At 61.4% G+C, this 23066-nt stretch carries 20 protein-coding genes and 3 pseudogenes; 6 read left to right on the forward strand and 17 right to left on the reverse strand.

The genetic code is table 11. From position 1 onward, the window contains the following. The 8 genes from GWK63_RS15115 to GWK63_RS15150 are packed head-to-tail and all read right to left on the reverse strand — an operon-like array spanning position 1 to position 5583. Positions 1-606 carry a hypothetical protein gene (locus GWK63_RS15115; protein ID WP_112210243.1) on the reverse strand — a complete coding sequence of 202 codons (606 nt, stop codon included), beginning with the start codon at positions 604-606 and terminating at the stop codon, positions 1-3. Positions 607-616: 10 nt separating this feature from the next. Next, positions 617-1762 (reverse strand): secretion/conjugation apparatus DotM-related subunit, encoded by a 1146-nt coding sequence (locus tag GWK63_RS15120; protein WP_112210244.1) that lies wholly within the window; start codon positions 1760-1762, stop codon positions 617-619. Beyond that, on the reverse strand, positions 1759-2268 hold the full coding sequence (locus tag GWK63_RS15125; RefSeq protein ID WP_007396178.1) for a lytic transglycosylase domain-containing protein: 510 nt from the start codon (positions 2266-2268) through the stop codon (positions 1759-1761). The genes GWK63_RS15120 and GWK63_RS15125 overlap by 4 nt, the downstream gene beginning before the upstream one ends. Beyond that, a complete protein-coding gene (locus tag GWK63_RS15130; RefSeq protein WP_039998253.1) occupies positions 2265-2687 on the reverse strand; it encodes a hypothetical protein in 423 nt (140 codons plus the stop codon). The genes GWK63_RS15125 and GWK63_RS15130 overlap by 4 nt, the downstream gene beginning before the upstream one ends. After that, the gene (gene icmT, locus GWK63_RS15135) at positions 2684-2932 is read right to left on the reverse strand and encodes an IcmT/TraK family protein (protein WP_010511855.1); all 249 of its coding nucleotides are present in this window, start codon (positions 2930-2932) and stop codon (positions 2684-2686) included. Before icmT ends, GWK63_RS15130 begins: the two co-directional genes overlap by 4 nt. Further along, the gene (locus GWK63_RS15140) at positions 2932-4095 is read right to left on the reverse strand and encodes a type IV pilus twitching motility protein PilT (RefSeq protein ID WP_007396180.1); all 1164 of its coding nucleotides are present in this window, start codon (positions 4093-4095) and stop codon (positions 2932-2934) included. The genes icmT and GWK63_RS15140 overlap by 1 nt, the downstream gene beginning before the upstream one ends. Continuing rightward, positions 4092-5132 carry a type IV secretory system conjugative DNA transfer family protein gene (locus tag GWK63_RS15145; protein WP_112210245.1) on the reverse strand — a complete coding sequence of 347 codons (1041 nt, stop codon included), beginning with the start codon at positions 5130-5132 and terminating at the stop codon, positions 4092-4094. The genes GWK63_RS15140 and GWK63_RS15145 overlap by 4 nt, the downstream gene beginning before the upstream one ends. Next, the gene (locus GWK63_RS15150; protein ID WP_157998275.1) at positions 5125-5583 is read right to left on the reverse strand and encodes a DotD/TraH family lipoprotein; all 459 of its coding nucleotides are present in this window, start codon (positions 5581-5583) and stop codon (positions 5125-5127) included. Before GWK63_RS15150 ends, GWK63_RS15145 begins: the two co-directional genes overlap by 8 nt. 220 nt (positions 5584-5803) lie before the next feature. Here GWK63_RS15150 and GWK63_RS15155 point away from each other — a divergent pair, with 220 nt between their 5' ends. Then, on the forward strand, positions 5804-6460 hold the full coding sequence (locus GWK63_RS15155; protein ID WP_039998255.1) for a DUF433 domain-containing protein: 657 nt from the start codon (positions 5804-5806) through the stop codon (positions 6458-6460). Positions 6461-6462: 2 nt separating this feature from the next. Here the strand turns inward: GWK63_RS15155 and GWK63_RS15160 are convergent, their stop codons facing one another. Next, entirely contained in the window at positions 6463-7248 is a 786-nt protein-coding gene (locus GWK63_RS15160; RefSeq protein WP_223846567.1) for an RES family NAD+ phosphorylase, read from the reverse strand. After that, entirely contained in the window at positions 7241-7924 is a 684-nt protein-coding gene (locus GWK63_RS15165) for a hypothetical protein (protein ID WP_007396187.1), read from the reverse strand. Before GWK63_RS15165 ends, GWK63_RS15160 begins: the two co-directional genes overlap by 8 nt. Before the next feature lie 431 nt (positions 7925-8355). On the opposite strand from GWK63_RS15165, the gene GWK63_RS15170 reads away from it, so the two are divergent. Together GWK63_RS15170 and GWK63_RS15175 are read left to right on the forward strand one after the other, a co-directional pair. Continuing rightward, entirely contained in the window at positions 8356-8733 is a 378-nt protein-coding gene (locus GWK63_RS15170; RefSeq protein WP_039998257.1) for a helix-turn-helix domain-containing protein, read from the forward strand. After that, positions 8733-9956: a type II toxin-antitoxin system HipA family toxin gene (locus GWK63_RS15175; RefSeq protein WP_007396190.1), complete on the forward strand. Its 1224-nt coding sequence runs from the start codon at positions 8733-8735 to the stop codon at positions 9954-9956. Before GWK63_RS15170 ends, GWK63_RS15175 begins: the two co-directional genes overlap by 1 nt. Before the next feature lie 167 nt (positions 9957-10123). Here GWK63_RS15175 and GWK63_RS15180 read toward each other — a convergent pair whose 3' ends face one another. Then, the gene (locus GWK63_RS15180; protein ID WP_166498163.1) at positions 10124-12862 is read right to left on the reverse strand and encodes an ATP-binding protein; all 2739 of its coding nucleotides are present in this window, start codon (positions 12860-12862) and stop codon (positions 10124-10126) included. A 34-nt stretch (positions 12863-12896) separates the two neighbouring features. On the opposite strand from GWK63_RS15180, the pseudogene GWK63_RS15185 reads away from it, so the two are divergent. Then, positions 12897-13034, forward strand: a pseudogene (locus GWK63_RS15185) (helix-turn-helix domain-containing protein); the annotation flags it as partial. Continuing rightward, positions 13006-13167 (forward strand): annotated as a pseudogene (locus GWK63_RS15190) (transposase); the annotation flags it as partial. The pseudogenes GWK63_RS15185 and GWK63_RS15190, both read left to right, overlap by 29 nt. Before the next feature lie 387 nt (positions 13168-13554). Here the strand turns inward: GWK63_RS15190 and GWK63_RS15195 are convergent. From GWK63_RS15195 to GWK63_RS15205, 3 genes are read right to left on the reverse strand one after another with little or no spacing between them, the layout of a single operon-like run. Beyond that, complete coding sequence (locus tag GWK63_RS15195) at positions 13555-16722, reverse strand: error-prone DNA polymerase (RefSeq protein WP_166498164.1); 3168 nt, start codon at positions 16720-16722, stop codon at positions 13555-13557. Continuing rightward, entirely contained in the window at positions 16719-18257 is a 1539-nt protein-coding gene (locus GWK63_RS15200) for a Y-family DNA polymerase (RefSeq protein ID WP_223846570.1), read from the reverse strand. The genes GWK63_RS15195 and GWK63_RS15200 overlap by 4 nt, the downstream gene beginning before the upstream one ends. Next, positions 18157-18933, reverse strand: a complete 777-nt coding sequence (locus GWK63_RS15205; protein WP_166498165.1) for an ImuA family protein — start codon at positions 18931-18933, stop codon at positions 18157-18159. The genes GWK63_RS15200 and GWK63_RS15205 overlap by 101 nt, the downstream gene beginning before the upstream one ends. 264 nt (positions 18934-19197) lie before the next feature. Here GWK63_RS15205 and GWK63_RS15210 point away from each other — a divergent pair, with 264 nt between their 5' ends. Further along, positions 19198-19848, forward strand: coding sequence for an SOS response-associated peptidase (locus tag GWK63_RS15210; protein WP_112210249.1), 651 nt, complete (start codon positions 19198-19200; stop codon positions 19846-19848). A 119-nt stretch (positions 19849-19967) separates the two neighbouring features. On the opposite strand, the pseudogene GWK63_RS15215 reads toward GWK63_RS15210, so the two are convergent. The 3 genes and pseudogenes from GWK63_RS15215 to GWK63_RS15225 all read right to left on the reverse strand — a co-directional run. After that, positions 19968-20849 (reverse strand): annotated as a pseudogene (locus tag GWK63_RS15215) (PHP domain-containing protein); the annotation flags it as partial. Next, entirely contained in the window at positions 20846-22384 is a 1539-nt protein-coding gene (locus GWK63_RS15220; RefSeq protein WP_225063286.1) for a DUF6504 family protein, read from the reverse strand. The pseudogene GWK63_RS15215 and the gene GWK63_RS15220, both read right to left, overlap by 4 nt. Continuing rightward, the gene (locus GWK63_RS15225; protein WP_007396358.1) at positions 22284-23060 is read right to left on the reverse strand and encodes an ImuA family protein; all 777 of its coding nucleotides are present in this window, start codon (positions 23058-23060) and stop codon (positions 22284-22286) included. Before GWK63_RS15225 ends, GWK63_RS15220 begins: the two co-directional genes overlap by 101 nt. Positions 23061-23066: the final 6 nt, after the last annotated feature.

The raw sequence follows: 23066 nt of genomic DNA on the forward strand, positions 1-23066 counted from the left end.
TCAGTCTTCCAGCCCGAAAGGAGATTTTCCCGTGTCGATCGTGGGCGCCACGGGAGCGGTTGGTGCCGTGGGGGAAACCGGCGCCGTCGGCGCTGTCTGCGCGCTACCTGGGGGTTGCGGATAAGTGATGACAGGCCGCTGCGCCATGATGCGTCGTGCGGCATCGATTTCCGCGCTCGCCGGGTGACCGTCGGGATTGCCGACCACATTTCCATCGACCGGCATGCGCGCGCCCGGCACATAGGTTGAGCGGACCCCTGGCGCGCCTTCGTCCGTCATGGGCGCGCCGGAGAGTGGGGGTAGAATTGCAGGCGGCCGTAGCATGCCAGTGGGCCCCGTGTCGGGAACGGCGCGGTCGGAAACCATGGCCTGACGTGTGCCGATGATCAGGATGGCGGCCAGCCCCCCGGCGATGAGCGCGGGCAACGCCTTTTTCAGGCGCCAGCGCCGTGCTGCTGCCGCTTCTGGTAAAGTGGCTGCCGCATCGTTCGTCTCCGTATGCCCGAAATCAGATCCAAGATGGAAATGGAGCGGCTGTAAGCCTGTCCCGTCGAGTTCAATGGTGATGGGCGCCCGGCCATCAGCGTGGAGGATGATACGGGTCATGGGAAGATCCTTATGCTTCGGGCATCGGGCGCAGGATGGCGAGTGCGTTTTCAACCGCAGGGATGTAGATCGGACGCTGGTAGCGCCGCTCTTCGCTCCAGTGCGCACGCGCGCCGGCGGCCTCGATGCGGGGATTGGGATGAAGGTCTTCGGCCGGGATTTCAGCAGGAAAGCCGAGTGAGTGCAGCGCGTACCACAATGATCGGTCGATAAGCTTCACGATGGCGAATGAGGAGGGTGCCAGTACGCCCGCCTGACGCCGGGCCTCGTGCAGCAGGGTCATGAGCGCGGTCACGCTCCATCCGCTGCGCTCGCAGACCGTATCGATACAGTTTGTGATTTCCTTGTCCTGCAGGGCAGAGCGGGCGCTGCGCATAACGGACTCTGGCACCGTGAGCGGCGCCAGCGGACCATGCGGACCATCAAGGCCGGCGTCGGCCAGACCGGCAGAGAGTTCACCAAGCAGGGCGAGGGCTTCTCGGCGCCTCTGGAGGTAGTGCATCGCAAAGGCAACGAGAAGCACCTGTTCGACAGGGGATGCGGCGTTGATGCTGGACCAGTGGCGGCCCAACTGGCGCGTGAACGCCTCGAGCGCGCCGGTTTCACTGTAGCGGCCCTGTGCATCGACAGCGAAGCGCGCGCCCCATTCGGCACGTGTCAGGGCCGGGTCCGCGGGCAGGGGGATACCATCCGTGGGCGTTACAAGCCTGTCCAGTCGGCGTCGGACGAAGCCTTTCAGTGTGGGAAACATTTCTGCCTGGACCGCGATCAGACCTTCCAGATCGAGCGCTTTCGCAAATCGGCCGGGGGCAGCACGCCACATGCATAACCCGCCCAGGAGGGCAATCACGATGGCCACCGGCCATTTCAGGGCGTTGCCCAGGATTGCAAGGCCATAATAAAGCTGGATCGCCCGCACCAGATCCGGTCGATATTGCGCGGCCTGCAACTGGACCTGCAGGCGCATCAGGTCGGGATTAGACGTATGCAGCAGGTTGATCTGCCCCAGCATGGCCCACAGATAGACGGCTGTGATCTGCGTATGCCACAGGCTCCAGGCCATGTAGCTGAACAGCAGGACCCCGACGATGATGATGATCGAGGAAAAGAGCAGATAGTCATCGCTGGATGACCATGGGACGCGGTTTGTGCTCATGAGCGATCATCCCTGCGGTTTCTGGCCATCATCGTGAGGGCGATGTCGTAGAAACGCCGGAGATAGGCATTGCCATGGCGTGGGGTATGAGAGTGATAGAATGCCACGGCCTGCCAGAGGTCGCCGTGTGCTTCGTGCATCGCCTGACCAAGGATCCAGGCGCCTGCCTCGATATTGGCGCACGAACTGTCGCGCAGCGCCGCATATGTTTGCGCGGGCGTGCTGTGCCATCGCCTCGCGATGCGATCAACCCATGTCGTGTTGACCTGCATCGGTCCGAGATCCGCCGTGCCGTTACCGTTCGGGCTGACCATTCCGGGGCGGCCGGCCTCGACATAGAGGAGGACGAGCAGCACGCCGCGGGGCACGCCGGAGATTTTTGCCGAAGCCTCCAGACAGGCTGCAATCTGGCGGCCATTTTCTTCGATGCTCGTGGCGCGGGCGGTCGTGCTGGCGACAAAAAGGGGAAACGCCCCGAGTGCCGCCAGAGCGAGGCGGAGGATCATGTCGCCCCCTGCAAGGTTGGCGCGACATCAGCGATCCGGCCATGGGCTTCGCCCCAGAAGTCGATCAGATGATTGAGGACCAGCGCGTCGTCCATCTCCGCAAGCCTCATCGTGACATCGATCAGACATAACATCACGACCGTAAATGAACCGGCGCGTACCTTGCGTACGGCATAGCCGAGCGCGCTGTCGGGCGTCCTGCTGACATCAAGGGCAAAGCCCGTTCCCGTCAGTTCCAGCCACAGGGCTTCGGCACTGATCAGGAAAACCGGCAGATAGGCTTCAGGGTGTGCCGCGTCAGCTGGTGATACGACCACCCTTTTTCCGGTGCCACGGTCCAGCAGTTCAATCGGCTTGCCGATTTCGGCCAGAAGCCGTGTCTGCGCCGCACTGATCGCTGCCAGGTCGATCGCGCTCATGAGAACCGCCTCCTTTGCCATGTCGGCAGGGCGGTGCGGACCGGCCCGATGAGGAAGCGTCGCATGGAGCGTATCGCGGCCGGCAGCGTCAGCCCGAAAAACGAGATCGTGCCGAAAAACACCACGCCGAAGACCCCGATCAGCAGGGTGGTGAGGCTCCAGTGTGTTACGGAGATGAGAATGGGAAAACAGCTGCGGGCATCGAGAATGAAAACCCGGACAGGATAGGCCGTTGCACGCCACATCACGCGTCTCTCCTTTCTTCCGCCAGTGCGGTGTCTTCGGTGATCAGATCGGCATCAAGCAGTTTGCGGATAGCCTTTCCGAAAGACTGGCCCTGCGCCTCGACCGCGTCGGCCACGACGTCCGGCCAGTCTGTCGGCTCGGTCCGGGTCAGCTTGCGGCGCAGATCACGATCGAAGGTGAGGAATTCGCGGATCGCAACACGCCCGCCGCCCTTGCGGGGCACAAGGCGCTGGTTGATGCAGAACCGGAGCGCCTGAGCGAGGGCCGAGACCAGGTTGTCACGTTCCGAGGGGGGACAGAGCGCGATCGCGCGCTGGATCATGAGGGAGACGCTGTCTGCATGCAGCGTCGTGCCCAGGATACCGCCCATCATGGCGATATTGATGGCTGCATTCATGGTCTCGCCGTCCCGACATTCCGTGATGATGCCATCGCTCATCTCGCGGCGTGTCAGGCTGCGGGTGAAGGTGGGAAAAGTCAGGGTAGGGGGGCGGATCTCCGTCTGGCTGATCCGCGATCCTGAAGGCGGACGCAGGTCGTCCAGCAGGAACTCGATGGGCTCCTCGCCGGTTGCCATGTCGCAGTATACGGTCGGGTCCATCAGTTTTTCGATGGCGAGCCCGAATTGCAACGTGGTCTTTCCGGAACCGGTTGCCCCACCAAACAGGACCATGCCGCTTTTGAGCCTGTTCGTGTCCCGGATTTCCTGCTCGACCATCTGCTGGTCAAGGCTTGCGGGCCGGGCGGGGATCGGACGCATGACGATGTGGACGCCACTGCCACGCTTGACCGAAATGGGTGAAAGATTGATCCGGAAACGCAGATTGACCTTGCGGTCCAGTGCCACGCTGTAGGCCGTATCGAGGATATGGCCGACACCAAGCATGGCCATCCCGTCAGAGGCATAGACATGGCCGACGATATCCGCCAGCGCAAGGGAGTCCGTCGCTTTGCATGTGGCGTAGCGGATCACGCCGTGCACCTTGATCGTGACCGGATGGCCGGTCTTGATGTCGATGCGCGAGGCGCCGAGGCCATGCGCCCAGCGAAGGAGGGAGTCCAGCCCTGGCGCGTTACGCCGTCGCTCCTCGACCCAGGCAAACGCTTTCCTGCCTTCATCCGGCCAGCGTTCGTCGGTCGTGACGGGGATGGTGATATTCATCGGCAATGCTCCGGATAACCGTAATCGCTTCCGCGCCGGACGTGGCCCTGAAGCCCCGGCTGGCTCGCGATCCGGATCGTGCGGTCATTGAGGTGGAGGGTGTCTCCTCCTCCCACGGCATCCTGGTGCTCGAACACGACGCGCGGTTCTTCGACGCGCCCGGCGTTCAGCAGCACCCGGTAGCGGGCCATGCCGGTAATGTCGCGCTGCAGGCGCGACAGATCGGAGAGGAAGATCTCGGTTGCCTGCTTCTCTCCGTCTGCCCAGCCTTCGGCCACCCACTGGTTCCAGTGTGACACTTCCGCCTTTGTGCGAGGCAGGGCCGCCGCTACCCGGTGATGCGGTTTGCCCCATGTCCGGACGAGATACGTGCGCCAGTCCGGGGGCGCGGATGTCAGTTGTGCCTCCCGGGTGATCTCGAAAACACATTCTGTCTCGTGCGCCACCTGGCCGGTGTCATTGAGCGCAAAGGCCATCTGTGCTTCGGTGACGATGGGGGGCTGCATGAGGGTCTGGCCGCTCCCGATCGGAAGTACGATCGACCGGAAATCATAAGTGGCGTCGAGTGTCTCCTCGTGGCGCCGCAGCATCTCGTTGATGGCGAATGCCCGGGCGGCCAGACCGCCCTGCGCGCCGTAAATATGCGCGGCTTCCCGAAGCTGGGCGCTTCGACCGGGTTTCAGGTCACCGCCTGGCTCGTCATTGGGGCGGGTATTCTCAAGGGCCTCAAGAGAGGGTGGCGCTTCGCCGCCGACCACCTCGTCGAGCGTCGAGGCTCCTGTCACCGGTTTATTGATGGGATTGGCAAGGGCGGGGTCAGCCCCGTCCACCTGATCCGCACCCGGCTGGGGCGGCTGTGGCTCCGGGACCAATGTGCCGCTGCGGGCCGATGGCGGGGATGGAGACGATGTCGGTAGCCGGACGTGCTGCCCCTCCTCAATGACAACCTTCCCCGTGGAGACAGAAGCCGCATGGGTCGGGCTGCCTGCGGCCGTCACGACGATGGCCGAAGATAGAAAGAGCGCCATCTTACGCATGCCAGGCCACCGTTATCGCGTGGTGAAGCGGGTCTACCGAGACCATGGCCTGATCTCCGGCCTGATCGCCCAATGTCCGAAGGATATCCACCACGGCGGCAACGCTGTTGGTCGCGACGCGCATTGCTCGGGGATGGCCGGTGACAGTCACGCTGTAACCGATTTCCTGACCGAGTTTTGCGACGGCCTTGCCCAGCGGGCCGTCCCACACGAACCAGATCCGGCGGGTCAGGTCATCGGGGAGCAGGGGTTGGTTGGCAGATGCCACGACCGGAGACGGGCGGATGCTGCCAAGTTCACGAAGATCAGTCGTGGTCTCTGCTATTGACCGCTGCAAGGCCAGTTCAGGATTGGCCATGCCGGTCGTCGCAATGGGAGAAGGTGACGACAGGCTCTGCGCACAGGCGTTGAGCGCCATGGGCAAAAGAAAAATGAGCAGAGAATGTTTCATGAGCTTCTCCGGATAACGGAAGAAGCTTCGAAGATCATCTTGCGACTGCTGCAGCAAAAATTGGCTGCGTTGCTTTTTATTTCATGCAGGTTTTGAGAGCAGATTTGGGTCTTCTTTGGAATTTGCTTTCGTCAAATTGACCCGCAGGGCCATGGCAGGCGCTTCGTAAGACTTGATACATCCTAATTATTCCCTATTATGGGATTCATTGGGGGCGCACATGATAGAAATCCAGCCCGTTACCCTACGCGAAGCGCAGTTTCTGATCGGGATGTCGGAAAAGGACATCAACCGGGCGATTGATCGTGGGGAAGTAGAGAAGATCAGCGAGCCGGAAGAGGACATGCCGGTTCACGGTGTGGGGAAGGGGCGTAGGCGGGTACGAAAGATCGGGCTCTCGGAGTTGTTGTTTCTGGCGCTTGAAAAGCAGATGCATGCGGATCTAACTCCGACGGGGCGCCGGAAGTTGTATCAGGCCTTCAAAAAAAATGAAGCGAAAGCCAGAACCGTAAGCTTTGGTCCTTTTAAAGCCAATATTACCGAAATTCAGCGTAATTTTCTATCCAAATACAAGAAACTCCTCGACGCCAAGAAAAATATATTGGAGGAGGATGGGGCTGATCCTGTTATCAAGGGAACGGGTATATCTGCTTATCGTGTTGCTGCCCTCGCACAGGGACAGACAATCAAGGAGATCAAAGCGGACTATCCGACCCTGACCGAGGAACAGATTGAATCTGCTATTGCGTACACGGAGGCTTATCCTAAACCTGGGCGTCCATATCCGGTCCGGAGTTTTCGGCGGGCGGCTGGTGCATTGGCCGAGATGGGTATTTTTGATGCCATAGAGACTGGAGCTGAATCGGCAAAAGAATGATATTACTTCCCAGTGATCTGGACACCGATGGTCTCGGCTAACTCGACTAGAGCCGCATAAGTGTCTTCATTTTCCACGATATCGACCGAAGGTGCAATGCTGCTCAATGGATCTGGTGGCAAGCGATCTCCAAATAGGATGATAGCGCGCGCACGGTCGTCCTGACGCGACACCCACTCTAAACCTTGAACGTCTGGGCACTGAGCGTGAATGGCTTCGGCCCACTTGCGCGTTTGAGGATATATATCCTTATCAGTTTCAATGAGATCAACACGTGGAATACCGAGCTTGCGCAAGGCTGTGCTGCTAAGATCTGCAAGCGTGAGGTCAGTCGAGGACTGAAGTTGTGAATATTGATGGTTCTTTAGCTTTCGCTTTGCAACGGTCTTCAGTCCTGGCTCATGGGGAACATCATGGAAGACGGTCTCCATGGCTGCACATTCTAACGTCGTGCCGCCATAAATGGTCGGAATGGATATACCATTTGCATCAATGATCGGGCTAAATCGGGCGTTTCCTCGGGGACCAGGATTGAACGTATTTGCTCCGTAAGTCTCAGGATGGATGCGGTGGATTGTCTTGTCTGCCGACCAAATCGTTTTTTTTACGAGAGCATTAAGGTCTGGAGGGGGACGCGGGATTGTGCGGGACGTTGCTGTGACGGCGACAGGCGGGGTCGACGGTGACTCTGTCGTCTTCGGTTTTGCGCGAGATGTGGATATCTTCGTTGTGCCGGAATGTGCGGTGCTACGAGACTTTGGCTGAGTTGGCCGCCTCGGTTTAACCATGGAGCACACCTGCGATTTCGTCTTCTGCAGCCGCTAAGACGCGCTCTGGCGCACTTTTAAGTAAATCCTTAGGAGCCGTGCCGCCAAGAAAGCTGTTTGCTGACGCAAACCAGATTGCAATGTCCCATGCATCCAGTTTACCTTTGAACACCTTTAGAATTGGGACAAGTCCCTTGATTGGGCGGTATTGCATGTCGCGGTCGAGTGCATACGCCGGATACAGATCATTCCCGTCATGTCGCAAAGCAAAAACTTTTCCTTCGCGTTTCCACTTGTTTGGCTGGGCGCTGGCATTTTGGCCTTTGAAACCTGCAATTTCAGATAGTTGAACAGCGCTGATCCACTCTGCGCTCTCAAGAACCGTTTGCCGAGCATCTGCGTTCATGCGTGCCTCAGTAATGAGGTGCTCGGGAGGAGACGCAGCCGGAACAAGTGCATCAACAAGCTTCTTGAGGGTCGCTGTTTTATGAATGGCAAGCCGATCAATGATCAGGGGAGCAATAAGCCGAACGGCCTCTGCAAATGCCGATGCGGTGCTTTTATTGGCATGTGCAAGTTGAAACACAACGAATTGATTGTTGTCTGTATCCTGCAGACTGTCGCGAATTTCACGAACAGAGCCAGTTATCGGCTTAATGCCGGTGTTCGTGATTTCTCGATTTTGGACTGCGACCATGATTCCCTCCTGGGATATGATGGATAGATATATATATAGATATCCTACCTAGTCAATGATGGTGCGTGGCGGTGATCGTTCCGCGACGGGTGATGCAGCAGGCGAGGCCTAACACCACTTGTGAGGTGGCGAGTTCGAAGTCGATTGAGGCACGCGTAAGGGCTTCGGGCAATATGGGAACGAACGGGGCCTGGGGCAGCATTGAAGGCAAATTTGGTGCCTTGAAGACCGATGCTGCGCCGGGAGCAGGGTGGCGGATCTGCGCTCTTTTTTATACGCACCTGCACTATGGTGGGGAGTGCGGACACAGTTTTCTACGCGAGGAGCCGACTGCTGGTAGGAACGGTGCCGTAAAAGGCGGGTGCCAGAGTTCGCAGAAGGTCACATATGACGGTATAAGGCGTGTTGTATGTCAAATATGAATTATAGTCATGGGCTCACCCAAATCTCGCTTGGCTCTTGAACAACTTGGCCATGACCTTCGTGGCGCGCGCCTTCGGCGCGGCATGGCGATAGCCGATCTGGCCGTTCGTACCGGCACGTCAGCAAGTTCTGTCGCGCGCCTGGAAAAGGGAGATCCCGGTGTTGGGATCGGCACTCTGGCCGACGTGCTTGTCGTGCTTGGTCTTCTGGACCGGCTGGCCGACCTGATTGATATCCGCAAGGACGATCTGGGACTGGCGTTGGCTGCTGAACGTCAGCCTCGTCGAGGCCGAACTTCCGCGACCACGTTACGCAGGCGCCAGGACAAGGATAAGGCCGCGCATGGGAGAACGGATGTTATCGATCTGGACGGTGCTTCGTTCTGATGCCTGATTTCAGCGCCCATGTCGTTCTTGGCGACAGCCTGACTCCCGTGGGTCAACTGCGTTTCACGCAGGTAGGTCCGCGGCAGTTTTCGACCTTCACCTATGATCCGGCCTGGGTCGAGAATTCTCGGGCCTTTGCCATCCAGCCAACCTTTCCCCTTGGCTCTGGGCCGTTTCATGCGGCTGGCCAGCCAGGGAACGTGCGCGATGCCCTCGCGGGTGTCTTTGCTGATGCCGCGCCCGACAGTTGGGGGCGCAGGCTTCTCGAGCGTGCCTACGGCAATGGGCTTTCCGAGTTTGAATATCTCACACTGTCGGATGACGTATGTCGGCAGGGTGCGCTTCGTTTCGCCGATGATAACGGAGAAATCATTCGTCGCGGCGCCGATGACACCATACCGCGTCTGGTCGATCTTGCCGCTATTACGGCTATTGCGCGGGCATATGAACAGGGCAAGGACGTATCCGCAAGGGATATGCAGGCGCTTGCTGGTGCGGGTGGGGCGCGACCGAAGGCCAATGTTCGGGACGGCGATGTGCTCTGGCTTGCAAAATTTACCTCGGTTCACGACCAGTGGCCAATAGAACGTATTGAAGTTGCCACGCTTCGTCTTGCAAGGGCATGCGGAATCCGGACGCCAGAGGTCAGGCTGGAACTGGCTGAAACGCCGTTTCCTGTGGCTCTGATCCAGCGGTTTGATCGGCGTGGGCCTGGCCGGATTCCTTATATTTCGGCGAGGACTGCTCTGGGGAAAACCGGAACGGAACTTGGTTCCTATACGGAGATTGTCGATTTTATCCGGACCTATGCCGCCGATCCCCAGGCAGAGTTCCGCGAACTCTTCCTGCGTCTGGTTTATACCATTCTCGTGTCAAATAAGGACGATCATCTGAAAAATCATGGATTTCTCTATGTGGACGCTGGACACTGGCGGTTATCCCCCGTTTTCGATGTGAATCCAGCACCCGACCGTAACCCGCATCTGGAAACGGCGATACTGGAGGGCGGTCCGCATGATCGGTCCATTCATCTGGCACTGGAGGCGTGTGAATTCTTCGAAATTACCCCGGCTGAGGCCCGGCAGATGATCCGCGTGACAGCGCAGCGAATTTCGGATGAGTGGAGACCTGTTCTGCGAGAGGTTGGTGTTTCCGGGGCGATGGCGCGTCATTATGAGGCCGCCTTCATAAACGATCAGATCGGGATCGCGCTAACGATCTGATAATCAGATATGACCGATAATATCGTTTAGTATGCCATATACGACGCATAAATTTGTAGAATCTATCCTGCCAGACGCCGCCGCGCTATTGATCGAACAGCATGGTCAACATCATTGTGTCCGCAATGATCAGGCTGTGAGGACGTCAGGAGAATATCGGTCACTTTCTACCCAGTGGTAAATTCGAGTTCCGATTGTTCATCAATGGCGCGCAGGGTCTCGTACAGTCCTGCAGCCACGCCTCTGCCGCCTACGATCTCGTCCGCCAGTTCGTCCAGAACGCCGGCAAATGCTTCATCGGTCGCGAGACCAAAAACATTCATGCGTTCGCTTTTTCTGCGTTCGATCTCGCTGTTTGCTGTTCCCGAGGGAAATACGGTGGCAAGCATTCGCAGGGCCCGGGCAAAGTGGATCCGTTTGTAAAGGCGCGAACGGAGCGCCGTGTCTCCAGGCGTCGTCGAGAAAGACCAGAGTTCGATTGGCCCCAGGACGTTCACCAGAAGCTGTTCATATTTTGCTTCTCCGGCCGACATGTCCACGAAGAACGGCGCACCATTCTTTCCCGGACCCGGCAGCGCGTTGCGGATGACATAGGCGCTGGCATCAGACAGCTTGAAGCGTCGGATAAGGCTGTCTGCCGTCTCCTGATCACCGCATTTGAGGACCCATCGGGCGGTTGATATCTTGTAGAGGTCCTCGCTGAAATCGGTATGGTTCTGTGAAATGAAGGCGAGCTGGACGTTGTGCTTGCGCCCCTCGCGGCCGTCGCGGACAGCCTGCTTGTCTACCTGGGGCGCGGGTTCGGTGCGGTGCCACTCATCGAAATCGACACGCTTCGTCGTTTCGTACATCTCCGTGAAACGGGCGAGATGATAGTCTCGCATGGATGGGGGCATATGCGGGTCATCCGCATAATCGGGATGGAGAAAGAAATTCCGGGCCAGGATGTGGCGGCCAAGCATATACATGAGCGCTGTCTGGCGGTTGGCCGCGGGAGAACCGGATGGTGCCACCTCGGCAAGATCGAGGACGATCACGCGCGCGTCCCCCATATCCAGCCTTGTCGGGGACGCCAGCATGGGAAAATTCTTGATCACGTTCATGATGTAGCGATCAAACGTGTCGATCAGGCTTTCACCAGTTTCCAGGGTGATCTTGGAATAGCGTTTTTCGATTTCCGGGCTGCGGGCCGCAATCAGCAGATCCTGCAGGACCGGTACTGCATGGCGCTGGGCAAAACCTGCAAGGCGGTATTCCCTGAGATTGACAAAGCCATCGACGACATCCCGCCACCATGTCGGATCGTCCTCTCCCGCATGGTGGGGCAGGCTTATGCCCAGCGATGTTATTGCGGCATCGACATCCGGCTCGATCCCTGGCGTGTAGATTTTAGGCGTGCCCCCCTGCACCCCGGTACAGAGGCGGTAGGCTTCATCAATCACGTCCTCTACCAGATGGTCCATGCCCTCCCACGGCCTGCCATCCAGCGGCGTGGCAAGGAGCGAGATGAAATTCTGCAGGAAGACGCGCTCGAGTGGCAGGGGATATTCCAGCCCGACCTGGGTATCGAAGACATTGACCTCGAAGCCCGGGATTGCCTGCATCTTGACGTAAACCGCCTCGTGCTGGCGTTCGGGGCCAAGCGCGTTGCGTAGCATCTCGATCAGTCCGCGCGAGGACGGCCCTATATCGAGCTTGCCGATATAGGGGAGCTTCGTGCCGTGGCTGCTGATCGCGGCGCTGCTGAGGATCAAGCCCAGCAGAATGGTATTGGCCAGAACGGATTTTCCGCCGCCAGGTGGGGCTACGATAATGTCTACGACGGATGGGCGTAGCCCGCCCCCGGTCGGATCATAAGGCCAGATTGAACCATCGGGTTTGCGGAAGAGAATGGATCCCCTCTGCCACGGTGACGCACTGCGTGCCCACGGCATCATGGAGAACGCGTCACCGACAAGAGCGAGCGATGAGGTCGCAGTCGAACCGAGCGCCAGGGCAGGGACAGAACCCATGGCCGCTTCCAGCGGATCGCCCGAAATCCGCGTTGTCTTGCTGTTGCCCCACGCATCAATCGCCTGGGAGAGGTCCGACGCCTGCCGTCGCAGCTTCGCCTCTGCTCCAACCGGAGCCCAGGTTGTGGCGGTCATGCGCATCCGCACGGAATTATGGTTGTTTTTCTGGCGCTCCAGCTTGAGTGCGGCAAACGCTCGTCGAATGTCGCTATTTCCGGGGAACATCGCCAGAAACCCGGCTCCGGCTTCCTTGAAGCCGAAGGCGGCGCGGCCACCGCCCTCCAGAATCATGGCGCTGCGCCATGGCAGTCTCTTGCGGCCGAGCACGCTGGACAGTTCGGAGAACGGGCGCGGATCCTCTGGGCCAATCGTCATGTCGACCGGGGCGTATGTATAATCCCCCACGGTCACGAGCTGCCCGCCTTTCGTTTCGGCGTCGGCATTGAAGATCTGGTCCCGGATCGCCGGCCAGAGCAGGCCCTGCGGATGTGGCTGCGGGTCATCCAGATCGTCGGGAAGCCGTGGCATGACCCGGTCACCCAGCAGGGTCGGTTTCCAGGCGGAGCCCGCCGTTTCACGATAGGTCGCTTCGCGCGCGACCTGCAATGCCTGATGTGGACCGAGGAATTCGCAGGAAATATCGAACCCCTGCAAGGCTGCCTGAACGCGTGAAATGAACGATTCATGGCGGGCCGCCATAATGTCGGAGCGCAGGGCAAAACGTTGGGTATTGCCCACGCGGGAAAATTGGGAGGCAAGGGTCCGGCGCTCCTCTGCCACCTGTTGTGAGTGCTGGTTGTAATCTCCCCAAATGTGCTGGTTGAAAATTCCCCAGTTTGAGGACTGTGCGTGATCGTCATGGGGGCATGCCCCCATGACGATCACGCGGCACATTTATCCCTGCTGATGCCAAAGGAAGGGCGAGCAGGTGATAGGACTCAGGGAGGTCGTTTTGATCCAGGAACTCAAAAGACAGGGGCTCAGCATCAGCGCCATCGCGCGCCAGACAGGGCTCGATCGCAAGACAGTGAAGAAGTATCTGGCCAATGCGCTGGATCGTGGAGCGCAGCTTTGCATGGCTCGGACGCTGCCGTCGCCTCACGAAGGATGTCGAGGCAACAATCTCTTCATCCCACGCGTGGTTGATGATTGCCCATATCCGCAGAGTTCTGCGAAAAATCAATCAAACCGCTTTCTGATTCAGGCTCTCAGGAAAAACACATATTCCATGGAACTAATATATGAGCATATCACAATACAGTAATTTATTTTATAATATTTATTATAAATAATCCTATTATTTACATTTTACTGTTAATATATCGATATTTCTGTGTTATTTGCCGAATCTCATTCATGAAGAGATAGTATTTAGTCGATGAATCCGGGCTGTACGGCCACCACGTTGAGAACGTGTGTCGCGGCGCTGAGCGGATTACGATTGCAATCAGGAAACTGGACGGTCCGCTGTGTCCTCCTCGATCTGATTAACGAAAATGATCACCTTCGCGGCAAGATCCACATCTCGAGGGAAAAAAGGATCGAAACAAATTTCACGTACCGAAGCTGGCATTTCATTTCGGTATTCAATGGAAATTTCGCGCTTTTACAATGATATTTTCAGAAGCACGTCCCTGATCGATGTCTCGGGATACCTGCAGAGAGCGGTTTCCGACATCGGCCAGCAGGTGGGAGAGATCCACAATCTCACGTGTCACGAGATGTACCACCTCGCCTTCCTTCTGTAGCCGCCCCACGACTCCCAGCATCTGGCCAGACAGGACCACACGGCGGAAACGCTCGAACATATCAGGCCAGATGATCACGTTGATCGCTGCCGTTTCATCCTCCAGCGTCATGAACACCACACCCTCGGCTGAACCGGGCCGCTGACGAACCAGCACGAGCCCAGCCACCGACAGGCTGCTCCTGTCCCGGGCCTCCAGACCCTGCTGGCACGTCACCATCCCGCGCTCGCTAAGATCATCGCGCAGGAAAGCCACGGGATGATTCCGCAGGGTTAGGCCCGTGCGGTTGTAATCGCGCGCGACCTCGGCCCCGTCCCGCATGGGCTGGAGCAGCACATCAAGTTCTTCCGCTTCACGCATGACGGCGGCTGCGGCAAACAGCGGCAGAGGTTCGTCACGTAATGCCTTGATGGCCCATAGCGCCTCGCGCCGCGCCAGGCCCAGTCCCGGCTGGAAGGCGTCCGCCTCTGCCAGATGGGTCAGGGCCGCTCCCTTCACCCCTGCCCTGCGCCACAGATCGTCGACCGAGGCAAAGGGACGGTCGCCCCGCGCCGCTACGATCCGGGCCGCATCGTCATTGGCCAGCCCTTTTACCAGATTCATGCCCAGGCGGACGGCAAACAGCCCGTCATCCCGCTCCGGGCCTTCGAGCGTGCTGTCCCAGCGCGAGGCGTTGATGCAGATCGGCCGGATCTCAACCCCGTGCTCGCGGGCGTCGCGCACAAGTTGGGCCGGAGCGTAGAAGCCCATCGGCTGGCTATTCAGGAGGGCGGCTAGAAACACATCCGGATGGGTGCATTTCATCCAGGATGACGAATAGGCCAGAATGGCGAAGCTGGCGGCATGGCTTTCGGGAAAGCCGTAACTGCCAAACCCCTCAAGCTGCTGGAAGATGCGTTCGGCAAAGGTCTCGGGATAACCCCGCGCCGTCATGCCCTCGATCAGCCGTGTACGGAAGCGCGAGACCGTACCGGTATTCTTGAACGTCGCCATGGCGCGGCGCAGCTGGTCGGCCTCGGATGCCGAAAACCCGGCACAGACCATGGCCACCTGCATCACCTGTTCCTGAAACAGCGGAATGCCCAGCGTCTTCCTGAGCACCTTTTCGAGTTCCGGCGTCGGGTAGATTTCTTTCTCCTGCCCGGCCCGCCGGCGCAGATAGGGATGCACCATGTCGCCCTGGATGGGACCGGGCCGGACAATGGCGACCTCGATCACCAGATCATAGAACACCCGGGGCCTGAGACGCGGCAGCATGGACATCTGGGCCCGGCTCTCGATCTGGAACACCCCGATCGTGTCGGCCTTTCGGATCATGGCATAGGTGCGCGGATCCTCGGCCGGGATGGTCTGCAGCGTGTAATGCTGCCCCTTGTGTTCGGCCAGAAGGTCCAGCCCCTTCTTCATGCAGGTCAGCATGCCCAGCGCCAGCACATCGACCTTCATGAATTTCAGGACGTCGATATCGTCCTTGTCCCATTCGATGATCTGGCGAGCGTCCATGGCCGCCGGTTCGATCGGCACCAGTTCATCCAGCCGGTCACGGGTCAGGACAAACCCGCCGGGATGTTGCGACAGGTGGCGTGGCACGCCGATCAGGCAGCGCGCCAGATCCAGCGTCAGCCGGATGCGCCGGTCGGACAGGTCGATCCCTGTCTCATTCAGCGCGCCCTCATCCAGCTTCCGCCCCCAGCCCCAGATCTGGCCGGACAGGGTGCGGATCAGGTCTTCGGGCAGGCCCATGACCTTGCCGACATCGCGCAGCGCCCCCTTCGCACGGTAACGCGTAACCACCGCCGTGAGAGCGGCGTGGTTGCGGCCATAATGACCATAAATCCACTGGATGACCTGCTCCCGGCGCGCATGCTCGAAATCCACGTCGATATCGGGTGGCTCGCGGCGCTCTTCGGAGACGAAGCGTTCAAACAGCAGCGACGTCCGTGCCGGATCGATGGCGGTAATGCCCAGCACGTAGCAGACAGCGGAATTGGCCGCCGATCCCCGCCCCTGGCACAGGATGCCCTGCGAGCGGGCATGGCGGACGATGCTGTGGACGGTGAGGAAATACGGTGCATAGTCCATGCGCCCGATCAGGGCGAGTTCATGGGTGAGGATGTTCCTGACCTCGGGCGGAATGCCTTCGGGATAGGCCGCTGCCGCCCCTTCCCAGGTCAGGGCTTCGAGCGCCTGCTGCGGCGTCTGGCCCGGGACGGAGACCTCATCGGGATACTGGTAGGCCAGGTCATCAAGACTGAAGCGGCAGCGTTCCACAATCTCCACGGTCCGGGCCACCGCTTCGGGATGGCGGCTGAACAGTCGGGCCATTTCTGCAGGCAGCTTGAGGTAGCGGTCCGCATGGCGCTCCCGCGCGAACCCAGCTTCATCGATGGTGGTGTGGTTGCGGATGCAGGTCACCACATCCTGCAGGATGCGTCGGTCATGGGTGTGGAACAGCACGTCATTGGTCACGACCGTTGCTACCCGCGCCTGATGGGCCAGGTTCGCCAGTTCATACAGCCGCATCTGGTCATTGGGTCGGCGCCGCAGGGTCAGCGCCATATAGGCCCGGTCGGCAAAGGCGTCCTTCAGCTTGCGCAGATGCAGGGCGCAGGCATCATCCGCCGTATCCGGAAGCAGGATCACAAGGAGGCCCTCGCCCCATGCCACCAGATCCTCCCAGAGCAGATGACACTTCCCCTTCCCGGCCCGCGCCTTGCCAAGGCTCAGCAGTCGGCATAGTCGGCCATAGGCGGCCCGATCCGTCGGATAGACCAGCACGGGCAGAAAATCGGCCAGATCGAGACGGCAGCCCACGACCAGGCGGATGCCGGTCTCTTTGGCCGCGACATGGGCCTGCACCATGCCCGCCAGGGAATTGCGGTCGCAGATGCCCAGCGCTTTAATGCCAAGGGTTTTTGCCTGCTCGAACAGTTCAATCGGTGAGGATGCACCGCGCAGGAACGAGAAGTAACTCGTCACCTGCAGTTCGGCGTATGGCACGCTCATTCAAAGAGACCGTGCAGGAACCAGCCCTGCGAACCGGTCTCGCCATGTTCGCCATCCCCGGTCCGGTAAACCCAGAATGTCTCGCCGCTGGTATCCTCCACCCGGAAGTAATCGCGCACGGTGGTCAGTTCGGCATCGCCCTTCCACCATTCGCCAAAGACCCGCTCGGGGCCATCAGCGCATCTGATCCGGCGGCGGATGCCACGCCAGATGAAGAAGACCGGTGGATGGTCGGGCAGCACCGCCATGGTCTGGATCGGCTCGGGACGAGGCAGCAGGCGCGTGGGGCGCGGCCAGTGATCCGGCCACTCCTTTCCGTCCTCGGGTGCGAGGGCGGGCACGCGGCAGACAGCCCGTTCCGGCACGTCGCTTTCCACCGGGGCGAAGCGATACAGGGCCTGCGAGCCGACGCGGTTGGCCAGGGTATCGATCAGGTCGGAGACGTCGGCCTCTTCTTCCTCGATCAGGGCGGATACACCCTGGCGATGCAGGATCGGCTCGGCCAGCGAAGCCGTCAGCACCATGCGCTCGATCCCGAAGCCCGGATCGATGGTCTCGATCCTGTCACAGAGCAGACGGGTCAGGCGTCTGACGTCCCGCACCGGCATGGCCGTGGCCACGCGGACGGCCTCGGTGCGGCTGTCCACCCGGTGCAGCAGCAGGTCGAGGCGGCGCACGCCCTGCTCGCGTTCCTCCAGCCCTGCGCACAGGGGCGGCACGAGTTTGGTGATGTAGCGGGCTATGGTCTCGGCGGCGCTGATCGGTTCGGCAAAGTTCTGGCTGACCTGCACCGGTGCCTGCAGCCGGACCGGGACAATGGCTTCCGCCTGCCGCCCGAAAGCCTGGTCCAGCCTGCGGGCGACATCCGGGCCGAAGCGCAGGGCCAGCGGCGCACGCGGCATGCTGGCCAGCGGGCCGATGCGTGATATGCCCAGTCCATGGAGACCATCGATGAGGTCGGCTGGCATGCGCAGGGCTTCGATGGGCAGGTCGGTGATCGCTGCCGCCGTTTCACCGGGCGGCACGAGGGTGATGGGTCCCCGGCCATAGCGCGCCAGCGCATGAGCGGCACCCCATGTATCGGCAATTGCGGCCCGGGCCGTGATCCCGGACTCCTTCAGGCGCGTGACCATGTTCTCCAGCATGACGGCCTCGCCCCCATGCAGGTGATCGGCACCGGTCGTATCCAGCACGATGCCGTCCGGTGGATCGGGGGCCACGATGGGGGCGATGCGGTGCTGGAACCACAGCGCCAGCCGCTCCAGCCCTGCCCGGTCACCGTCCGGGTCGGCATCCATGATGAGCAGATCGGGATGGAGCGCCTGCGCTTTCGCGACAGGCATGCCGGGACGCAGGCCCAGCCTGCGGGCGGCGAGATCAACCGACAGCACGACCCGTCGCCGCCCTTCCCGTCCGGCCAGCACCAATGGGCAGTCAGGCGCGGGCGCGTCGGTCCCCAGCCGCTTCCTGATCCGGTCTGTCGGCCAGAGCGGCAGGTAGAGCGAGACGACACGGTGCCAGTCTCCCTTTGGCATCACAGGCCTCCACTTCGAAATCGGCACATTCGCCCGCGCGGGCACGGATGAGTTCCAGCAGCCAGCGGGACCGGCCGACGCCGGGTACTGGCAGCGGCACGGATGGCAGGACCGAGACCCGCCACCGCGTGACCGACGCCGTGGGCTGGCCGAAATCGGCCGCATCCGTCTGTCGTCGCCAGCGCCGTATGGCGATGCCCAGTGCGCCGGATGTCTCGGCCGCCAGCTGCAGGCGGCGTGAGGCGGTCATGGACAGGCGGGCCACCTCGGCCACGACCGCGCCCAGACCCTGATGGCGCAGTGCTTCCTCGAAACAGGCCAGGACATCGACGTCCGAACTGGCCGCGACGTAAATGGTCCGTCGCGCCGACAATCCGACCTGCTGCAGTGCCGGGGCGTACAGGTCCTGACGGGTGGCGATCCACAGCACCTTGCCCCGTGTCCGCGCTGCGATCCCGGCGGAAAACAGCCCGGATGCCGCTGCATTCAGGGCATCATGGCCGCCGCCTGCCACCTCATGCAGCGCGCCTAGCGCCAGGCCACCATCCGGCAGGCGACCGTCAATCTCGGGCATGCCGAAGGGCAGCACGCCCCGTCTGCGCCGGCCCTGGCCTTCGAGGCGGCTGACCTGTGCTCTCAGCGCCTCCAGCGCAGGACGGGGTTCGGGTGCAGGCATGGGGTCGGACAGTCCATTCGGGTGTTTCTGGCACGGAATCAGTGATTGTGTTCGTTATTTGTTCTGGTGCGGTGACGAATGTCAACCCATTCTGGAAAAACGGCTGTGATCCGGACGCGGGCACAGGCCTGCCGCTCTAGCCAGGCGCGATGAAAACTGTCTGGATTGCAGGGGTTTATCAGGAACAGTCCGGCCATCCCCATCCCGCAGGGTGGATACCATCCGGCAGGGCACCCATATCCGGACTCGCGAAAGGACGGCGTGATGTGCAACCTCTATGCGATGACCAGCAGCCAGCAGGCGATCCGGGAGGCGGCCAGGGTCATGACTGACCGCACCGGCAATCTCCGGCCCCTGCCCGAGATCTGGCCCAACACCATGGCGCCCATCGTGCGGAACGCGCCGGATGGGCGTGAACTGGTCATGGCGCGCTGGGGCATGCCCACGCCGCCAGGCTACCTGAAAGGCCACAGGGTCGATCGGGGCGTGACCAATATCCGCAATCTGACCTCGACCTGGTGGAAGCGCTGGGAAGGTGTGGCGCATCGCTGCCTGGTGCCGCTCACGGCCTTTTCCGAACCGGAGCGCCTGCCGGATGGGACCAGCAGGCCCGTCTGGTTTGCCCGGAGTGATGGGGAGCCTCTGGCTTTCTTTGCAGGGATCTGGTGCCAGTGGACGTCAGTGCGGAAACTGGCGGATGGCGAGACGACGGATGACCTGTTCGGCTTCCTGACCACCACGGCCAATCGGGAGGTCGGCACCATTCATCCGAAAGCCATGCCGGTCATCCTGACCCGGCAGGAAGAACTGGATCTGTGGATGAAAGCGCCCTTGAACGATGCGCTACAACTGCAACGTCCTCTGCCCGACAACGCCCTAAAGATGGTACATGCTCCCCCGGTAGGCAGTTATTAAATGTCGCCTTTGGGGGGGGAGTGGAAGGTCGGCTTATCGGTCACAAAAATAAGAATCTGCCCTTCATTTCTTAGTGTCTGACCGAAAATGAGTTGAGTGATTTCAGTGGATTATGATTCATCGGGCGGAATGCCTTCGGGATAGGCCGCTGCCGCCCCTTCCCAGGTCAGGGCTTCCAGCGCCTGCTGCGGTGACTGGCCCGGAACGGACACCTCGTCGGGATACTGGTAGGCCAGGTCATCAAGGCTGAAGCGGCAACGGGCTACGATCTCACGGGTCCGGTCGATCGCCTCGGGATACCGGCTGAACAGCCGGGCCATTTCCGCAGGCGGCTTGAGGTAGCGGTCCGCATGGCGCTCACGCGCGAACCCGGCCTCGTCGATGGTGGTGTGGTTGCGGATACAGGTCACCACATCCTGCAGGATGCGCCGGTCATGGGTGTGGAACAGCACGTCATTGGTCACGATCATTGGCACCCGCGCCTGATGGGCGAGGTTCGCCAGTTCATACAGCCGCATCTGGTCATTGGGCCGGCGCCGCAGGGTCAGCGCCATGGAGGCCCGGTCGGCAAAGGCCTCCTGCAGCTTGCGCAGATGCAGGGCGCAGGCATCATCCGCCGTATCCGGGAGCAGGATGACAAGGAGCCCCTCGCCCCATGCCACCAGATCCTCCCAGAGCAGATGGCATTTCCCCTTCCCGGCCCGGGCCTTGCCAAGGCTCAGCAGTCGGCACAACCGGGCATAGGCGGCCCGGTCCGTCGGGTAGACCAGCACGGGCGCGAAATCGGCAAGGTCGAGACGGCAGCCCACGACCAGGCGGATGCCGGTCTCTTTGGCCGCGACATGGGCCTGCACCATGCCCGCCAGGGAATTGCGGTCGCAGATGCCCAGCGCTTCAATGCCAAGGGCCTTCGCCTGCTCGAACAGTTCAATTGGTGAGGATGCGCCGCGCAGGAACGAGAAGTACGTCGTGACCTGCAGTTCGGCGTATGCCACGCTCATTCAAAGAGACCGTGCAGGAACCAGCCCTGCGAACCGGTCTCGCCATGTTCGCCATCCCCGGTCCGGTAAACCCAGAATGTCTCGCCGCTGGTATCCTCCACCCGGAAGTAATCGCGCACGGTGGTGAGTTCGCCATCCCCTTTCCACCATTCGCCAAACACGCGCTCAGGGCCATCGGCGCATCTGATCCGGTGGCGGATGCCGCGCCAGATGAAGAAGACCGGTGGATGGTCGGGCAGCACGGCCATGGTCTGGATCGGCTCGGGACGGGGCAGCAGGCGCGTGGGGCGCGGCCAGTGATCCGGCCACTCCCGTGTATCTTCGGGCGCAAGGGCGGGCACGCGGCAGACGGCCCGCTCGGGCACGTCGCTTTCCACCGGGGCGAAGCGATACAGGGCCTGCGTGCCGACACGGTTGGCCAGGGTATCGATCAGGTCGGAGACGTCGGCCTCTTCTTCCTCGATCAGGGCCGATACACCCTGGCGGTGCAGGATCGGCTCGGCCAGCGAAGCCGTCAGCACCATGCGCTCGATCCCGAAGCCCGGATCGATGGTCTCGATCCTGTCACAGAGCAGACGGGTCAGGCGTCTGACGTCCCGCACCGGCATGGCCGTAGCCACACGGACGGCCTCGGTTCGGCTGTCCACCCGGTGCAGCAGCAGGTCGAGGCGGCGCACGCCCTGTTCGCGTTGCTCCAGCCCGGCGCACAGAGGCGGCACGAGTTTGGTGATGTAGCGGGCTATGGTCTCGGCTGCGCTGATCGGTTCGGCAAAATTCCGGCTGACCTGCACCGGTGCCTGCAGCCGGACCGGGACAATGGCTTCCGCCTGCCGCCCGAAAGCCTGGTCCAGCCTGCGGACGACATCCGGGCCGAAGCGCAGGGTCAGCGGCGCGCGCGGCATGCCGGCCAGAGGACCGATGCGTGACACGCCCAGCCCATGGAGGCCATCAATGATATCCGCTGGCAGGCGTAGGGCTTCGATGGGTAGATCAGTGATCGCTGCCGCCGTCTCACCAGGCGGCACGAGGGTGATGCGTTCCCGGCCATAACGCGCCAGCGCATGGGCGGCACCCCATGTATCGGCAATCGCGGCCCGGGCCGTGATCCCGGCCTCCTTCAGGCGCGTGACCATGTTCTCCAGCATGACGGCCTCACCCCCATGCAGGTGATCGGCACCGGTCGTATCCAGCACGATGCCGTCTGGCGGATCGGGTGCCACGATGGGGGCGATGCGATGCTGGAACCACAGCGCCAGCCGCTCCAGCCCAGCCCGGTCACCGTCCGGGTCGGCATCCATGATGAGCTGATCGGGATGGAGCGCCTGCGCTTTCGCGACAGGCGTGCCGGGGCGAAGGCCCAGCCTGCGGGCGGCGAGATCAACCGACAGCACGACCCGTCGCCGCCCTTCCCGTCCGGCCAGCACCAATGGGCAGTCAGGCGCGGGCGCGTCGGTGCCCAGCCGCTTCCTGATCCGGTCTGTCGGCCAGAGCGGCAGGTAGAGCGAGACGACACGGTGCCAGTCTCCCTTTGGCATCACAGGCCTCCACTTCGAAATCAGCGCATTCGCCCGCGCGGGCACGGATCAGTTCCAACAGCCAGCGGGACCGGCCGACGCCGGGGACCGGCAGCGGCACGGATGGCAGGACCGAGACCCGCCACCGGGTGACCGACGCCGTGGGCTGGCCGAAATCGGCGGCATCCGTATGCCGCCGCCAGCGTCGTATGGCGATGCCCAGCGCGCCGGATGTCTCGGCCGCCAACTGCAGGCGGCGTGAGGCGGTCATGGACAGGCGGGCCACCTCGGCCACGACCGCCCCCAGTCCCTGATGGCGCAATGCCTCCTCGAAACAGGCCAGGACATCGACGTCCGAACTGGCCGCGACATAAATGGTCCGTCGCGCCGACAGCCCGACCTGCTGCAATGCCGGGGCATACAGGTCCTGACGGGTGGCGATCCACAGCACCTTGCCCCGTGTCCGCGCTGCGATCCCGGCGGAAAACAGGCCGGACGCTGCTGCATTCAGGGCGTCATGGCCGCCGCCTGCCACCTCATGCAGCGCGCCCAGCGCCAGGCCGCCATCTGGCAGACGACCGTCAATCTCGGGCATGCCGAAGGGCAGCACGCCCCGCCTGCGTCGGCCCTGGCCTTCGAGGCGGCTGACCTGTGCTCTCAGCGCCTCCAGCGCGGGACGGGGTTTGGGTGCGGGCATGGGGTC

Origin of the sequence: Komagataeibacter rhaeticus, from assembly GCF_011611525.1 — a bacterium.
GTDB lineage: Bacteria > Pseudomonadota > Alphaproteobacteria > Acetobacterales > Acetobacteraceae > Komagataeibacter > Komagataeibacter rhaeticus.

Excerpts from the sequence above, each read along its gene's own strand:
- GWK63_RS15115 (WP_112210243.1), bottom strand. The coding sequence starts at position 606 with ATGACCCGTATCATCCTCCACGCTGATGGCCGGGCGCCCATCACCATT.
- GWK63_RS15120 (WP_112210244.1), bottom strand. The coding sequence starts at position 1,762 with ATGAGCACAAACCGCGTCCCATGGTCATCCAGCGATGACTATCTGCTC.
- GWK63_RS15125 (WP_007396178.1), bottom strand. The coding sequence starts at position 2,268 with ATGATCCTCCGCCTCGCTCTGGCGGCACTCGGGGCGTTTCCCCTTTTT.
- GWK63_RS15130 (WP_039998253.1), bottom strand. The coding sequence starts at position 2,687 with ATGAGCGCGATCGACCTGGCAGCGATCAGTGCGGCGCAGACACGGCTT.
- icmT (WP_010511855.1), bottom strand. The coding sequence starts at position 2,932 with ATGTGGCGTGCAACGGCCTATCCTGTCCGGGTTTTCATTCTCGATGCC.
- GWK63_RS15140 (WP_007396180.1), bottom strand. The coding sequence starts at position 4,095 with ATGAATATCACCATCCCCGTCACGACCGACGAACGCTGGCCGGATGAA.
- GWK63_RS15145 (WP_112210245.1), bottom strand. The coding sequence starts at position 5,132 with ATGCGTAAGATGGCGCTCTTTCTATCTTCGGCCATCGTCGTGACGGCC.
- GWK63_RS15150 (WP_157998275.1), bottom strand. The coding sequence starts at position 5,583 with ATGAAACATTCTCTGCTCATTTTTCTTTTGCCCATGGCGCTCAACGCC.
- GWK63_RS15155 (WP_039998255.1), top strand. The coding sequence starts at position 5,804 with ATGATAGAAATCCAGCCCGTTACCCTACGCGAAGCGCAGTTTCTGATC.
- GWK63_RS15160 (WP_223846567.1), bottom strand. The coding sequence starts at position 7,248 with ATGGTTAAACCGAGGCGGCCAACTCAGCCAAAGTCTCGTAGCACCGCA.
- GWK63_RS15165 (WP_007396187.1), bottom strand. The coding sequence starts at position 7,924 with ATGGTCGCAGTCCAAAATCGAGAAATCACGAACACCGGCATTAAGCCG.
- GWK63_RS15170 (WP_039998257.1), top strand. The coding sequence starts at position 8,356 with ATGGGCTCACCCAAATCTCGCTTGGCTCTTGAACAACTTGGCCATGAC.
- GWK63_RS15175 (WP_007396190.1), top strand. The coding sequence starts at position 8,733 with ATGCCTGATTTCAGCGCCCATGTCGTTCTTGGCGACAGCCTGACTCCC.
- GWK63_RS15180 (WP_166498163.1), bottom strand. The coding sequence starts at position 12,862 with ATGTGCCGCGTGATCGTCATGGGGGCATGCCCCCATGACGATCACGCA.
- GWK63_RS15195 (WP_166498164.1), bottom strand. The coding sequence starts at position 16,722 with ATGAGCGTGCCATACGCCGAACTGCAGGTGACGAGTTACTTCTCGTTC.
- GWK63_RS15200 (WP_223846570.1), bottom strand. The coding sequence starts at position 18,257 with ATGCCAAAGGGAGACTGGCACCGTGTCGTCTCGCTCTACCTGCCGCTC.
- GWK63_RS15205 (WP_166498165.1), bottom strand. The coding sequence starts at position 18,933 with ATGCCTGCACCCGAACCCCGTCCTGCGCTGGAGGCGCTGAGAGCACAG.
- GWK63_RS15210 (WP_112210249.1), top strand. The coding sequence starts at position 19,198 with ATGTGCAACCTCTATGCGATGACCAGCAGCCAGCAGGCGATCCGGGAG.
- GWK63_RS15220 (WP_225063286.1), bottom strand. The coding sequence starts at position 22,384 with ATGCCAAAGGGAGACTGGCACCGTGTCGTCTCGCTCTACCTGCCGCTC.
- GWK63_RS15225 (WP_007396358.1), bottom strand. The coding sequence starts at position 23,060 with ATGCCCGCACCCAAACCCCGTCCCGCGCTGGAGGCGCTGAGAGCACAG.